This is a genomic window from Leptotrichia shahii, assembly GCF_008327825.1.
Lineage (GTDB): Bacteria > Fusobacteriota > Fusobacteriia > Fusobacteriales > Leptotrichiaceae > Leptotrichia > Leptotrichia shahii.
Genome location: NZ_AP019827.1, coordinates 1,144,231 through 1,159,819 on the forward strand (window position 1 = coordinate 1,144,231; position 15,589 = coordinate 1,159,819).

Below are 15,589 nucleotides of genomic sequence, written 5' to 3' on the forward strand. Positions count from 1 at the left end.
AGATAATGATTAACGATATTAGAAATATAAAAACTCTTGCTGGAAATAAATATAAAAATCTTAAAAAGCCAATATTTTTTCTAACAATAGATGCTATATTTTATATGATGAACTACGCAATGTTTTATTTTACAATTATTGATTTGATGAATAATAATTTTACGATGAAAAAGTTGATAATCTATACTTTTATTATGATTTTTGCAATTATTTGCAGATTTATATTAAATCGTATCGGATATATTGGAATTCAAAGTGAAGGGGCTAAAATTATTCAGGATTTGAGAATCAGGATGGGGGATCATTTGAGAAACTTGAATTTGGGATACTTTAACAGTCATAATATTGGGAACATTATTAATATTATGACAAATGATTTACAGGATTTTGAGCAGGTTATAACTCATAGCACATCAGAAATTATAAAGTTATCCATACTGACAATTTATCTTCTGTTAATTATATTTGCAATTTCTCCCCTACTTGCCATATTGCAACTAATAATCTCCCTGACTGGATTAATATTTGTCATTCTGGGAACAAAAAAAGGTGCAAAAATAGCATTGAAAAAGAAGCATACTATGGATAATGTTGTTTCACGGATGGTGGAATATATCGCCGGAATGGAGCTTTTTAAGGCATATAATCTGACTGGGGAAAAATTTAAAAGACTAAAGGACAGCTTTAATGATTTGAAAAGGGAAAGTATAAATACTGAAATTGCTCTTGCCCCCTATGTTATGATTTTTCAGCTTATTACAGATATTTCCTTTGCCTTGCTTCTGCTTGTATCTACACAGCTTTTTATGGCTTCTTCCATTAATAAAGTTGAATTTTTTTCATACATAATTATTGGACTTACACTTTCAAACGTGCTAAAAGCCTTTTCTACACAATATACTTTTATCCAATACTTGAAACTTGCCACAGATAAACTGATAAATGTGCATAATGAAAAGGAAATTTCCTATGAACTTGAAAAAGTTACTTTACCAAATTACAATATAAAATTTCAGAATGTAAATTTTTCTTATGAAAAAGACACTCCTGTTCTAAAAAACATCACTTTTGAAGCAAAACAGGGGACAAAAACTGCCCTAGTCGGTTCATCAGGCTCTGGAAAAACAACTGTTACCAGCCTTATTGCAAGATTCTGGGACTGCCAGTCTGGCGAAATTACCATTGGTGGGATAAATATCCAAAAAATATATCCTGAAGAGCTGCTTACAAATATAAGCATGATTTTTCAAGATGTCTACTTGGTAAATGATACTTTTGAAAATAATATAAGGCTAGGAAAACCAAAGGCTACAAGGGAAGAAGTAATAAATGCGGCTAAAAATGCCAATTGCCACGATTTTATAATGGAAAGCGAAAATGGATATGACACTGTAATCGGAGAAGGCGGCTCTACCTTATCTGGTGGAGAAAAACAGAGAATTTCAATTGCAAGAGCATTATTAAAGAATACGCCGATTATTTTAGTTGATGAAGCCACAGCCTCACTTGATGCCGACAACGAACACGAAATAAGAAAATCACTAAATATTCTTACAAAGAACAAAACTGTAATTACAATCGCCCACAAACTCAACACGATAAAAGATTATGATAAAATTATAGTTATGTCTGACGGAATAATCGAAGAAATTGGGAATCATAAGCAGCTTATGAAAAATAAAGGACGATATTACAAAATGTATACTGAAATGGAAAAGGCACAGTCAGAATTTGAACTAATTTAATATAAAATATACCCAATCTTGAATTTTTCGATCAAAAATTTGGGTATATTTTTATTTTTTATATCTCTAATTACTAATCTTTTAACAATGGATCCTTCTTCGTAACTTCAACTACCAATTTATGTAGCCCAATCAACGCTATCAAATTTGGAATTACCATAAGACCATTAAACATATCCGCAAGTTCCCATACTAAATCAACTTTTTGTAATGAACCTGCCACTATGCAAACCATTACTAAGGCTCTGTAAATATTAAGTGCTTTTTTACCAAATAGATATTTCACATTAGCTTCCCCAAAGAAATACCATCCAATTATTGTAGAAAATGCAAAAAAGAATAATGCAATTGCAACAAATATTACTCCAAAGTTCCCCAATACTGCTTGAAATGCTTGCTGTGTCAATGAGATTCCAGTTCCTTTAGCTCTTCCATCTGCAATTAATATTACTAGTGCTGACAATGTCAAAATTACAAATGTATCAATGAAAACTGTAACAATCGCAACGTGTCCCTGATCTTCGGGATTTTTAACTTTCGCAATTGCATGTGCATGTGGTGTTGATCCCATTCCAGCTTCATTTGAAAATAGCCCTCTTGCAACTCCAAATCTTATTGCCTTTCTCATTCCAGCTCCAGCAAATCCTCCTAAAACTGCTTTTGTTGAAAAAGCATTTACAAAAATTGCCTTAAATGCCATTCCTGTATTTCCAATATTTAATAAAATAATAGTCACACATGTTATAATGTATAAAACTGCCATAATCGGCACAATTTTCTCAGTAACCGAAGCAATTCTCTTTACACCGCCAAAAAATATAAATCCAGATAAAATTGCTAAAAATAATCCTGTTACAATTGTTGGAATATGAAAAGCATTATGAAAAGCATCTCCAACTGAATTTGCCTGAACCGCATTTCCCATAAATCCTAGTGAAAGTATACAAGCAACTGCAAAAAATCCTGCTAAAAATTTAGCTGCTTTTCCACCATTAAATAAAGTTTGGATATAATAAGCAGGCCCTCCTGTCATTTCCCCATCTTTTTTTTGTTTAAAAATTTGGCTTAATACTGCTTCTGAATAAATAGTAGCCATTCCAAAAAATGCACTTAACCACATCCAAAATATTGCTCCAGGCCCTCCAGACACAATCGCTGTTGCAGCTCCTGCAAGATTTCCTGTTCCAACTTGTGCAGCGATTGCTGTTGCTAATGCCTGAAATGATGACATTCCATTACTATCTGCCTTTTCTCCACTGAGGTCAAATCCACCTGTCAGCTGCTTTAATCCAGTTTTAAATTCCCTGATTTGAATAAACTTCAATCTAAAAGTGTAAAATATACCCGTTCCAACTAACAATATAATTAAAATAACTCCCCAAAAAAATCCATTAAAATCCTTAATAACGTTTAACATTTAAACTTTTCTCCTTCTATTTTTATATTTTGAATTTTAAATGAATGTAGAATTTAGGCTGTGTATTTCAAACAAATAACATTATAATTTAGATTTATTCAAATAAAAAGGCTGCCTTCTGCTTTAAAATAAAGCGCAGACAACCTCTAAAAAATCTTTTTATACTAAAAAAGAAATATAAAATTATAATTTTATATGTGTTAATCTCTGTTCTTTTACCTGAGAGTTTAGGGAAAATATTCCTTTGCTCCTTCGGTGCAGTCATTTAAGACCATCTCTCCAGAGGTTCGTCCACTATGAGTCCTTTTACCTGAAAGAGTCACTTCTTCGGTGTTTCAATTATATTTTTAATACTTTTCTAATATAATTAAAATCTCTCCTCATACCTTCATCCAATTTATTCACTTTTTTACATAATATCATATTTTTTTTATTATGTCAAAAAATATTTTTTTATGTTTTTTTATTTAATAATTTTTATATTGTTAATAAACTCAAATCTTAATATTTCACTTCAAAATAATCAAACATTTTTTTCATTTCATCTTGTGCCATAAGACAAGTATCATAAAGCCATTCCTTTTTACTCTCATAATTTTTTAACCCACGATAATAAAACATTTTATACTTATCTTCCAATATAAAAGGCACAATATTATTTTTCAGACATTCCTTAAACATTATAAGCCTTCCAACTCTTCCATTTCCATCTTGAAATGGATGAATTTTTTCAATAAATTTATTTACTTTTCAATACTGCTCTAACTGCATAGTGCATAAAATAATAGATTGATTTTAAAAGTGACAGTTTTTCAATTTTTCGATAAATTTCCCAACGTACTTTTGCTGTTTTAGACTTGTTGCTCGAACGTGAATTATCCAGCACTCGATAATATGCCAGATTTTCCTTTAATCCATAAATTGTCTTCACATCCTTCACAATTTCTAGCCAAAGTACATAATCTTCATTTTTTTCAAGCTCTTTAAAATATCGTTTCCCAACTTTTTCCACATCATACATAACTGTAAGACAGCCCAAATAGTTATTTTTCAACATATCTGTATAAGAAATTTCAGGCTTTATGACAATTTCATTAATTTTTTCCCCATTTTCCCTAACTCTCGTATATTCTGTACAGCTAATACTCGCATTTTTTTCCTTCATAAATTTTATCTGCTTTTCCAATTTTTGGCTGTGCCAGTAATCATCAGCGTCTAAAAATGCAATATATTTTCCATTTGCCAAATCAATTAGATGATTTCTCCCTTTTACAACGCCCATATTTTTTTCAGTATTTACAACCTGTATTCTATCATCCTTTTTTGCAAATTCATTTACAACTGCAAGACTGTTATCTGTTGAAACATCATTCATAATAAGCATTTCCCAATTCTCATAAGTCTGTGAAAGCACTGATTCTATTGTTTTCACAATAAACTTTTCTGCATTGTACATCGGTACGATTATTGAAACTTTTTCCTTTTCCATTTCCTCTCCTCATTTTAAAATTTTCTAGTCTTGCGGAAATCTAATTCCCGCCTCAATTCTAGCTTTTGTCTGCACTTCACTTACTAACAGGCTTTTTTCTAGCTGTTTGTAGCAAAATTCCAAGTCATTTTCATTTACTGCACGAATGAATGCTTTAAACTCAGGTACAACTCTGTCTTTTGAAAATCCATCATCAAAACTTTCTGTTGTTCCATCATACATTTTTAATGTAACTTTTCCAACAAGTCCCGGAGCCTCTTCACTTACGATTTTTCCTTCACTTCCTTGAATTACGCCTATTCTTTCTCCTTCACTATCTTTTGCACATACACACATAGCATTAAAATTTTCGTATTCTATCATAAGAACTCCGCTCGTGTCAATATTTCGCTCGATATTCGCATAATACTTTACATTTTCAGGCTTTCCAAAAAGTCCTAGAACATAATGCAAATTATACAGCCCCAAGTCCATCAATGCTCCTCCAGCTTTTTCAGGATCAAATACAGGTAAAATTTCTCCTCTCTTAAAAGCATCATATCTGCTGGAATACTGACTATACTGGCTCTGAACAAGTTTGACATCCCCAATTTTCCCAATCCAGTCTTTTATTTTTTTATAATTTTCAAAATAAAGTGTCGTTATCGCTTCAAATAAAAACAGTTTTTTTTCTTTTGCCAAATTCGACAATTCTTTAGCTTGTCTATAATTAGTTGTCATCGGCTTTTCAACAATAACATTCAAGCCTTTTTCCAATGCTTTTTTACAATATTCAAAATGTAAAAAATTCGGAACAGCAATATAAACAGTATCAATTCCAAATTCACAAAGTTTGTTAAAATCATCAGTAAATTTCGGAATATCATATTTTTCACAAATTTCCTCAACTTTACCAATACTATTTTTCGTTCCTTGTATCCCTGTGATTTCCAATCCTTCCAACCGAACAAGACTAGGCAAAAATTCCTGAACAATCATTCCTGAACCAACAATTCCCAATTTCATGCAAATTACCTTCTTTCTCCATATTTTACTTGAAACTTATTTTTTATTCTAATAGTGAAATAATTCATTTTAAAATAGATATGTTCAATAATCTAAGTCTTTTTGGTCAAGGCCCCTTACTTCAGATATTTATTTTATTAAATTCTAAGTTTGTATGGTTATCGAACAAGTCTAATATTTTTTCTAATTCTAAATCTGCATAATTCTAAAAAAATTCAATAAATTATGCCTTTAAATCATCATATTCTCCACTTTCAAACTTTTTCACTATATAACTGCAAATTGGCACAATTTTATATCCATTTTCTCTTGCATATTTTACACCAGCATCAAATAATTTTCCTGCAATTCCTTGTCCTCTTAATTCAGGAGAAACTACGGTTGATTCAAAAAACAGTTTTTCTCCTTCCTTTCTATATGTCAGTTTTGCCAGTTCATCTCCATTTTCTCCAAATATAAAAAATCCTTCATTTACTACATGTCTTATTTCCATTTTTCAAACTTCCTTTCAATATTTTGATTAAATTATATATCAAAATCATCTCAAAATCAAATTTAAAAAATTTATAAATATTTCAATATTTTACGCTTGTATTTGATAAATTCTTCTGACATTATAATCTCTTCATTATTATACCCTTTATTCTCGCTCTTTTTCAAGTCAATATTTATTCCCGCAACAATTTTTCCTGGACTTCCTGCCAAAATATAAATCCTATCAGAAAGCAATATTGCTTCATCAATATCGTGAGTGATGAATAAAGTTGACATTTTTATTTTTTTCATAATATCCAAATACCAGCTATGAATTTTATTCTTTGTAATGGCGTCCAATGCACTGAATGGCTCATCAAGGAGAGCAACTTCGCTGGAAAATAAATATGTTCTAAGCAATGCCGCTCTTTGCTTCATTCCGCCTGATAGTTTACTTGGATACAAATTTTCCGTACCTTCTAATCCAAAATCTTTAAAATACGGCTTTGCAATTTCCCGTGCCTTATTTTTATTTTCCCCCCTTATTACAAGCGGAAGTGCCACGTTGTCAATGATTTTTTTGTGAGGTAAAAGCAAGTCCTTTTGCAACATATAGCTTATTTCCCCAGATTTTCCAGTTATATCTTCTCCACTCATTTTCACATTCCCGCCATCAGGCTTTAAAAGTCCTGCAATAATGTTAAACAACGTTGTTTTCCCGGCACCACTCACTCCTAGAATACAAGCCAGCTCATTTTCATACAAATCAATTGAAACATTTTCCAAAACTTTTTTATTTTCAAAAGAAATGGAAATATCTTTTATTTCCAGCTTTTTGTCTTTCTTCACTTAATATCTCCTTAATATAACATATTTTAATCATTTATAAAAGTGTAAAAATTCCAATAAATACAGCATTTTTAAATTTTCAGCTTTATTATTTTTCTTGGCTTTTTGACAAGGGGTCAAGACCCCTTGCTATTATAAATATTGTTATTAGTCAAATTTTCTATTTCAAATACTTGTTGCTATATCCAAAATCCTTTGGTATTTCACGCTCTACAGCCTTATTTTTGTAAAGCCATTCATAAAATCTGTTCCAACGGTTTCCGTCAATTATTCCCCATTCCTTTGCATCAGATTGATATTCTTTAGAAATCCATTTTTGACTTGCTGTTACCAAGTTTATGTCAAGTTCTGGAGAATTTTTTACCAAAATTTTTGCTGATTCTTCTGGATTTTTCATTGCATATTCATACCCTTTTTTTATTGCCTTCAAAACTTTTTTTGCAATTTCAGGATTCTTTTTCAGAAAGTCATTATTTGCGATAATTACTGGGCTATAGTAATCAAGTTCTTTAGCATAGTCTCGTATTTTTAGAAAATTTGTCTGAAGTCCTGCTCTTTCTGTCGCAATTCCATCCCACGCATAATAAACCCAGACAGCATCGACATCAGTCTTTAAGCCAGTTACGACATCTGTTATCGTATAAGGAATTAATTTTACTTTGGAAAAATCTCCTTTATCATCTGTTACTAATTTTTTTAAAATGGCTTGCTCAATGTTATCTTCCCAAGTGGCATATTTTTTACCTTCCAGTTTTTTCGGCGAATCAATGCCTTTTTCCTTTAATGAAATAATTCCAGATGTATTATGCTGAAGAATTGCTGCAACAGCTGTCACTGGCACAGGATTTTCCTTTGCAAACGATTTTGCCAATGTATCCTGAAAACTTATTCCAAATTCTGCCCCTCCAGTTCCGATAAGTGCAGTTGTACTACCTTCAGGCGGCTGTACAATTTCCACATTCAATCCTTCCTCCTTGAAATATCCTAGGTCTTTTGCCACATAAAGCCCCGTATGATTAGTGTTTGGCACCCAGTCCAGTACAATTTTTACTTTCTGATTATTTTTAGATTTCCCACATGAAACAGCCAAAATCAAGATTAAACATAAAATTAAAATTTTTGAAATTTTTTTCATTTTTTATACCTCTCTTTATTTTTATTTTGAATTTTTTTATTTAAAAATTTACTTTTCCCAAACCATGCACCATTTCTGTATTTTTTTTACAAAATACATAAGCAGCAGACTTATTGCAGAAATAAGAAAAATTACTGCAAACATTTTATCAAATGAATACGATTTTCTCACTCTTGTCATATAAACTCCAAGTCCACTAAATCCACCAAGCCATTCAGCCACAACTGCCCCGATTATAGAATATGAAACTGAAATTCTAAGCCCTGCGAAAAAATATCCTAATGATCCTGGCAATTTAACATGAACAAAGTTCTGAAATGGTGTTGCTCCCATTGTTTTTAACAAATTTAACATATCCTTGTCAGCCGAACGAAATCCATCCAGAAGCCCAATAGTAATCGGGAAAAACGAAGTCATAACAATAAGAGTAATTTTCGGCAATATTCCATATCCCAGCCAAAGTACCAAAAGCGGTGCAATAGCAACCGTCGGAATTGTCTGCGTAATCACCAAAACAGGATAAATCATTTTATACGCATATTCAAACCTATCCATAACAACCGCCACAACAAATCCTAGAACTATTCCCAGTCCAAGTCCCAAAAACGCTTCAATAAGTGTAATTTTTGTATGTTCCATAAGTAACGGAAAATCCGAAACAAACGCTTTTACAACTTCAAATGGCGACGGCAACATAAATTTTGGAATAATATTCACCATTGACAAAATTTGCCAAATTATCAGCAATACAGCAATAATAATACTTGGTGCAATTTTATCTGTTATATTTTGAAATTTTTTCATCAATCTTTAAAATATCTCCCTTCGGTTTATAATTTATTTTCACATAAGACATTACACCTTCAGCCCCTGCCTTCACAGCCACAATCTGACATTCCTTCACAATTTCCATAAGTTCGTCAAAATCTCCTTCTATTGTCGTTTCAAATGGAGCAACATTCATTTTTAACCCTTTACTTTTAATAAATTCAATAACTTCATCAACAACTCTTACAATTTCCTCATTTCCCACAACATTTGGCAATACCTGAATTGCAATACTTGCATTAATCTCTGTTCTTTCCATAATTTATAATTCCTTTCCTTAAATTTATATTTTTTTATTTGAAATTTTTTCGTATAAAAAAATCCCCTTGTTACAAGGAGATTCTATATTTTTATAATTCAAAAAGATAATATCAAATAACTTTAAAATTAAAATTATTTCATTCTTTATTTTAAATTATTTTTTATTTTATATAAAATACTCCCTCCGACAGCATTATCTGTACAGGTTATATGGGTTTAATTCTCAGCAAAACTGCTCCCCAGTATTTTTTATTTATTATTGTTCTATATTTACATCTGCAAGATCTGAATATAATTCTTTCAAAATTAATTTAGTTTTTTCATCAATATTTACTAAATACCATTTATTTTTATCTTCAAATGCCAAAGTCTTTTGATTTAATTCCATTTTTTTGCCTTGAGCTGAAATTATACTTTTTGTTGGTATAACAGCATAATTTCTTCCAGCAGTTGTCTGCCCTGTCTTTACGTTTTGCATATTATATTCAAATTTTTCAAATTTTACTTTCTGCGAAACTTCCTTTAACAGTTGCAATGTCATTTCTTTAGCTTTTTGCGGTGTTGTAGATAGATGTTTAGCTTCCCAGTCCCAAAGTTTTTCAGGTGCACTTTCCATACTTGAACTTGCATTTCCTGCTAACACATCCTTTGAAATTTCATCTACTTTTTTAGAAACTTCAGGCTTCACTTTGTTCCACCATTCCTGTGCCAGCTCACTTTGTGCCTGCTCCACATTTTTACAAATTTTCTCATCTTGTTTTTGTTTACATTTTATGACAGTCTCTTTTAAGAGCTTGTCATCTTTTTTTAAATTTTTTACGCTGTACTTATTTCCACATGCCGTAAAAATCATCGCTGAAACTGAAATTAGAAGTAATAATTTTATTTTTTTCATTTTTCCTCCAAAAAGTTTGTTTTAATTAATTATACCTCATTTTTTCAAATTTTCAAAATTTTATTTTTTTATTAAATTATTTTTTAAAAATTTTAACGCTTTGTCAATATTTGCCTCTTTCCCTTCTTCAGGCACATATTCAATATATTTTACATTATTATTTTCATCCACTATTACCAACGCTCTTGTCAACAGTCCTTTTTCCTTTACAAAAAATCCATTCTGAATACCAAATTGATGATATTTAAAGTCAGAAACTGCTTTTAATCCGTTAATTTCATTGGCTGTACAGAATCTTTCCTGTGCAAATGGAGTATCAACAGTTACCGAGTAAAATTTTACATTTGGATAAGTTTTTGCAGCTTCATTTAACTGTTTTGTCTGCAATGAACAAACTTTTGTATCAAGCGATGGTGCGGTATAGATTACTTTTATATTTTTATCTTCAAAAATATTTTTTTCTTCCAATTTCGTATTTATAACTAAAGGCACTTCCTTTATTTTATCTCCAACTTTTAATTCTTTTCCAACAATTGTTACGGGAACTTTTCCCATTGTGATTTTTAAATTATTATCAGCTTTCAAAGTGTCTAAATATTGTGCATATTCGGCATTTTGTCCCGCCTGTCCTATTTTATTTTGTGTTTTGGGCTTATTTCCACAGGCAGCTAAAACTACTGCAGCTACTCCTAATAATAATATTTTTTTCATTTATTTCCTTCTTTCGTAATTTTATCTATTGCTTTTAAAAATCTAAATTGTATAATTTTTGCAATTTTAATTTAAACTATTTTTATCTAATTTATTATTTTTATTTTGATACTTCTCTGATTAAACTCGGATTATATAATAAATCTTCATTTCTTCTAACTTCTTCAAAAGTATATGTTTTCAAAATTTTTCCATTTTCAAAAACACATTCCATTACGGAATCTTCGTGATATTGATTTTCAGGTAAATCTGAAATATTTACTGTTTCAAATTCTCCATTTTTATTTTTTATTAAGTCAAGTCGTCCCTTTTTACTGACTTTTCCTTTATCTGTAACAGGATTTTTGTAAACATCTCTAACTTCATTTCCAATTTTTATACAGCTGCATTTCATGGCAAATTTATGAGTATCCCTGTTAATGCTAGATTTTTCATTTCCTTGCAAAAGTGATCCTCCACAGCCCAAAGTAACATTTTCAGCAGAATATTTATTATCTTTTAAAGATTTATAAATATCCCAGATTGTATCTTCATTAATTCCATCACCTTGTAAAATACGAACTTTGTTAATTACTTTATATCCTTTGGAGTTTATAGTATAGCCAAAATTCTTTTCCAGACTTTCAAGTGCAAATAGAATATTTGTAATTGCATCTCCGCTATCTGGACGTATTGTAACCATTCCATCTCTTGCCAATATTTTTTCACGTAAATCTTTTCCGATAATATTTTCTACCGCATTAAAAAAATTATAGCTGTCAAGAACGATTGAAACAATTCCTTTTGGAAATTTATCAAGCATGTTTTCGTATGCTTCCTTTTCATATTTCTGAGTCCACGAAGTCATTGTACTGTGTTCAGAAGCAGGCACACTGAAAGCGGCTATTTTTTCATTATAATATTTACGGGCAAAGACAAGTGCATTTAAGGTATCCGTTCCATAAAAATTTGTAAGATGAGCCATTCCGCCAATTCCAGCACTTTCCTCGCTAGAAACACCACGATAACCAAAATCATGCAATTTAAACTTCAACTCTGCTTCCACATTGTCACTTGTTTCTTCCAAAAAGTATTTTATAATCTGTTTTGCCTTGTATGAAAATGTAGCAACGGTAATTGGATACCATACTTTTAACAGCAATGTTTCCACCCAGCCCACAATCCAAGGCACATTTTTGTCAGTTGATTCAACTGTAACCAGCACATTATGATTTTTTACAACGCTGCCTTCTGGCACGGTTCTAATTCTAAGTGGCAACTTCCCATCCAACTTTTCTACGATATATCTCCATCCTTCTTCAAAAAATGGCAATCCATGTAATTCACAAATTTCCTTGGCTTCATCTATCATTTCATTTGTAATTCTTTTTGTCAAATACTCCATTAAGTAATATTGCAGTCCAAAAAATTTTACATATCCGTATAAACCGCCACGACTCTCGATATAATCGTGCATATACGTCATATTTTCTGGATATTGAAATGGATGAGTAATTTTATATGAATCTGTCGATAATATTAAATTTTTCATTTTTATTTTGTATGATAATTACAAATTATGTAAAAATCATACTCTCCTTCCCTATACTCTTTTTAGCCGTTTGTAAAAGTATAAAAATTTCACCAAATACAGTATTTTAAAATTTTTAGCTTTATTATTTTCTCCATCTTTGACAAGGAAACAAAAATTCTTATTGTTATAGACACTGCTGGCAGTTAATCTTTAATACCTTTAAATCACCATATACTTTTAATTTGTATAATCGATTATAACCCTTTATCCTTTGAAAATATACTAAAAATACAGTAAAACCTCTTTGAATAAAGTAAAAAGGCTTTTACTGTAATAATACTATTTTTTATTTTTCCAAAATTTTATCCGCCAACACCAATGCTATTTTCTTCTCACCAATCATAAATTCCACAATCATACTTTTCATATCCACTTTTTTTATTTTTCCACGTCCAAATTTCTTGTGATTAACAACATCTCCAACTTTATATTTAGAATTCACATTTGAAGTTATTTGAGAATTACTTAATTTTTTACCAAAAGTTCCTAATTTATCCTTAGAAAATGGATTAAAGTTTTCTATTTTCGGTGTAAAACTTCTTGGAGCTGAAGATTTCCCTTTTAAACTTCCGTATTTTCCGCCTATATACTCCAGATTATCTTGCTTCATTTCATAGATAAATCTTGATGGACGACGTAAATTGTCATCTTTTCCCCAAATTTTTCTTGATGAAGAATAGGAAATAAACAGTTCTTTTTTAGCACGGGTTATCGCCACATAGCAAAGTCTACGCTCTTCTTCCAGCTCTTCTTCAGGAGCATCGAAAGAAATTGACGGAAACAGCCCATCTTCCATTCCTGCAAGAAATACATAATCAAATTCCAGTCCTTTTGAACTGTGAATTGTCATAAGTTTTACATAATTTTCATCTTCTTCCATTTCATCAGTCGTCGAACTTAACGAAATCATATCAAGATATTCATTTAAGGACATACTTGGATTTTGCTTTTCAATTTCAGTAATACTGTTTAACAATTCCTCAATATTTCTAACCCTGTCTTCCTTGTTGTCTTCAATTGAGTCAATATAACGTGTTCTTATAAGAATTTCATCAAATATTTCCTTAATTGACATTTCTTCAAGGCTTGAGTAAATACCCTGCATTAAATTGTAAAATTCCTTTAATGCCAGTTTTGTAGATGCTCTTACAGGAATTTCATCAATGTAGTGAAGCGCTTCAAGCATCGAGATATTTTTTTCATTTGCCACTTCCTGTATTTTTTCAAGCGTCTTTTCTCCAACAGAACGTTTTGGAACGTTAATTATACGATAAAAATTATGATTATCATTTTTATTATTTAAAAGGCTTAAATATGCCAAAATATCCTTTATTTCCTTACGTTGAAAGAACTGCATCCCACCGTAAATTTTGTAAGGAATATTTGCAGACAGCAGTTTTTCCTCCAGAACTCTTGACTGTGCATTTGTCCTGTACAAAATCGTCATATCCTTGTAATCAGCACCATCTCTTTTCTTTTTTTTCATCTCTGTCACAATGAAATCTGCTTCATCATAAACAGTCATTGCATTGTAAATCTTGATTTTTTCTCCATCTGAGCCATCTGTCCAAAGAGTTTTCCCTTTTGAACTTTTATTATTTTTAATAAGCTCATTGGCTGTATCCAGTATTTTCTTTGTAGAACGGTAATTTCTTTCCAATTTTACCGTAAACGCTTCCTTGTAATCTCTCTCAAAATTCAGAATGTTATTAATATTTGCCCCACGAAATGCATAAATACTCTGATCCTCATCTCCTACAACACAGATGTTTCGATACTTTGCTGCAATCATATTAATCATCTCATACTGAATATCGTTAGTATCCTGATACTCATCCACCACAATATACTGATACCTTTCCTGGATTCTTTCGAGAACAAAAGCATCATCCAGCAATTTTCTCGCATTCAAAAGCAAATCCGAAAAATCCATCGCATTATTTGCCTTCAAAACTTCATCATACTTCTGATAAATCTCGCCAAAAAGCCTGTTCGCAGGAATTCTCATATCAATTTCACGTTCAAGCTCCTTAATTCCTATCCCCTGTTCCTTCAATTTGCTGATTCTATTTGCAAGTTTTCCCGGCTGAACATTGTCATTATCCTTAATTCCCATATCCTTTTTTATCTTTGTAATAATCGACTTCTGATCATCCACATCATAAATATTAAAATTTCGCCCATATCCAATTCTTTCAGAATAAGTTTTAAGCAATCTTACTGAAAACGAGTGAAATGTAGAAACTACAAGATTATTCGCCTCATGTCCAATAAGTGCCGCAGCCCTTTCCTTCATCTCTCTTGCCGCCTTATTCGTAAAAGTAAGTGCCAGAATATTAAGCGGTGAAATCCCTATTTCTTTTACCATGTGTGCAATTCTATAAGTAACTGTCCGTGTTTTACCACTTCCCGCTCCAGCCAGTATCAATACAGGCCCTTCTATTTTTTCCGCAGCTTTTCTCTGCTCTTCATTTAATTCATCTAAAATACTGCTCATATTTCTCCTTTTTTAATCATCATTATTTTTTAAATATCTAGTATGTATCTGAAAACTATCAAAATATTGAATTTTTTTATCAATAATAATAAACATTAATTAATTTATTATAATTAATCTAATCAAAATCCAACACAACTAATCCATATTTCATTTCCTTCTCTGTAAAAACTACCAAACAAATTTAATTTTATTATTTCAACTCCTGAAAATTTTACTTTTTTTCCTTCATATTCTTCTACCCATTCTTTATTATTAAACTTCAAGTTTTTATTATTATCTTTTAAAAATTTTAAAAACTCATCTTTGGGAATTGAAGAAAATTTTGGAAAATATGGTTTTCCTTTCTTTTCTGGGGGAACAGGGTAAGCATATGGTGTGTATATTTCACCTTCATAATCAGAATTCTCAATTTTAAAATCAGAAACTTTCAACAAAATTTCTAGTGCATCATTTTCTTTATTTTTTATTTCTGCAACTCCTATAACTGACAATTCTATTTTTTGCAATAAAAACGGAAATTGATGTCCGCATCCACCAAGAGGTTCGTTTTCAAATCCATCTATACAATTTCTTTCAATATAATTATTGTTATAAAAAGCATACCATTTTCCATTAACATAACCACCTTTGTATCTTTCAGCAAAAATGTTAAAACTTAAAAGTGCTAATATTATTAAAATATATCTTATCATTGCTTTTACTCCTTT

The 15,589-nt window shown here is 30.9% G+C and carries 15 protein-coding genes and 3 riboswitches; of the genes, 1 reads left to right on the forward strand and 14 read right to left on the reverse strand.

All coding sequences use genetic code 11. From position 1 onward, the window contains the following. Nucleotides 1-5: 5 nt before the first annotated feature. Nucleotides 6-1,745 (forward strand): ABC transporter ATP-binding protein, encoded by a 1,740-nt coding sequence (locus tag F1564_RS05345; protein WP_018449950.1) that lies wholly within the window; start codon nucleotides 6-8, stop codon nucleotides 1,743-1,745. 73 nt (nucleotides 1,746-1,818) lie between these two features. On the opposite strand, the gene F1564_RS05350 is transcribed toward F1564_RS05345, so the two are convergent. The 14 genes from F1564_RS05350 to F1564_RS05415 form a co-directional block, all read right to left on the reverse strand. After that, complete coding sequence (locus tag F1564_RS05350; RefSeq protein ID WP_018449949.1) at nucleotides 1,819-3,162, reverse strand: alanine/glycine:cation symporter family protein; 1,344 nt, start codon at nucleotides 3,160-3,162, stop codon at nucleotides 1,819-1,821. Between the two features lie 200 nt (nucleotides 3,163-3,362). After that, nucleotides 3,363-3,450, reverse strand: a riboswitch (glycine riboswitch). Further along, nucleotides 3,451-3,554: riboswitch (glycine riboswitch) on the reverse strand. A gap of 109 nt (nucleotides 3,555-3,663) precedes the next feature. Next, nucleotides 3,664-3,897, reverse strand: coding sequence for a Fic family protein (locus F1564_RS05355; RefSeq protein ID WP_083917082.1), 234 nt, complete (start codon nucleotides 3,895-3,897; stop codon nucleotides 3,664-3,666). Between the two features lie 4 nt (nucleotides 3,898-3,901). Next, nucleotides 3,902-4,651, reverse strand: a complete 750-nt coding sequence (locus F1564_RS05360; RefSeq protein ID WP_018449946.1) for a glycosyltransferase family 2 protein — start codon at nucleotides 4,649-4,651, stop codon at nucleotides 3,902-3,904. 24 nt (nucleotides 4,652-4,675) lie between these two features. Then, complete coding sequence (locus F1564_RS05365) at nucleotides 4,676-5,656, reverse strand: Gfo/Idh/MocA family protein (RefSeq protein ID WP_018449945.1); 981 nt, start codon at nucleotides 5,654-5,656, stop codon at nucleotides 4,676-4,678. 223 nt (nucleotides 5,657-5,879) lie between these two features. Further along, nucleotides 5,880-6,149: a GNAT family N-acetyltransferase gene (locus F1564_RS05370; protein ID WP_018449944.1), complete on the reverse strand. Its 270-nt coding sequence runs from the start codon at nucleotides 6,147-6,149 to the stop codon at nucleotides 5,880-5,882. Nucleotides 6,150-6,220: 71 nt separating this feature from the next. Beyond that, nucleotides 6,221-6,979, reverse strand: coding sequence for an ABC transporter ATP-binding protein (locus F1564_RS05375; RefSeq protein ID WP_018449943.1), 759 nt, complete (start codon nucleotides 6,977-6,979; stop codon nucleotides 6,221-6,223). Between the two features lie 160 nt (nucleotides 6,980-7,139). After that, nucleotides 7,140-8,114, reverse strand: coding sequence for an ABC transporter substrate-binding protein (locus tag F1564_RS05380; RefSeq protein WP_018449942.1), 975 nt, complete (start codon nucleotides 8,112-8,114; stop codon nucleotides 7,140-7,142). 48 nt (nucleotides 8,115-8,162) lie between these two features. Beyond that, on the reverse strand, nucleotides 8,163-8,918 hold the full coding sequence (locus F1564_RS05385) for an ABC transporter permease (protein WP_018449941.1): 756 nt from the start codon (nucleotides 8,916-8,918) through the stop codon (nucleotides 8,163-8,165). Next, complete coding sequence (locus F1564_RS05390) at nucleotides 8,890-9,201, reverse strand: thiamine-binding protein (RefSeq protein ID WP_018449940.1); 312 nt, start codon at nucleotides 9,199-9,201, stop codon at nucleotides 8,890-8,892. Before F1564_RS05390 ends, F1564_RS05385 begins: the two co-directional genes overlap by 29 nt. A 164-nt stretch (nucleotides 9,202-9,365) precedes the next feature. Continuing rightward, a riboswitch (TPP riboswitch) is annotated at nucleotides 9,366-9,455 on the reverse strand. A 4-nt stretch (nucleotides 9,456-9,459) separates the two neighbouring features. After that, a complete protein-coding gene (locus F1564_RS05395; protein WP_018449939.1) occupies nucleotides 9,460-10,098 on the reverse strand; it encodes an EexN family lipoprotein in 639 nt (212 codons plus the stop codon). A 60-nt stretch (nucleotides 10,099-10,158) separates the two neighbouring features. After that, nucleotides 10,159-10,809, reverse strand: a complete 651-nt coding sequence (gene tpx, locus F1564_RS05400) for a thiol peroxidase (protein WP_018449938.1) — start codon at nucleotides 10,807-10,809, stop codon at nucleotides 10,159-10,161. Nucleotides 10,810-10,909: 100 nt separating this feature from the next. Beyond that, a complete protein-coding gene (locus F1564_RS05405) occupies nucleotides 10,910-12,340 on the reverse strand; it encodes a nicotinate phosphoribosyltransferase (RefSeq protein WP_018449937.1) in 1,431 nt (476 codons plus the stop codon). Nucleotides 12,341-12,668: 328 nt separating this feature from the next. Further along, nucleotides 12,669-14,879, reverse strand: a complete 2,211-nt coding sequence (locus F1564_RS05410; protein ID WP_018449936.1) for an ATP-dependent helicase — start codon at nucleotides 14,877-14,879, stop codon at nucleotides 12,669-12,671. Between the two features lie 122 nt (nucleotides 14,880-15,001). Continuing rightward, on the reverse strand, nucleotides 15,002-15,574 hold the full coding sequence (locus tag F1564_RS05415; protein WP_018449935.1) for a hypothetical protein: 573 nt from the start codon (nucleotides 15,572-15,574) through the stop codon (nucleotides 15,002-15,004). Nucleotides 15,575-15,589 lie beyond the last annotated feature (15 nt).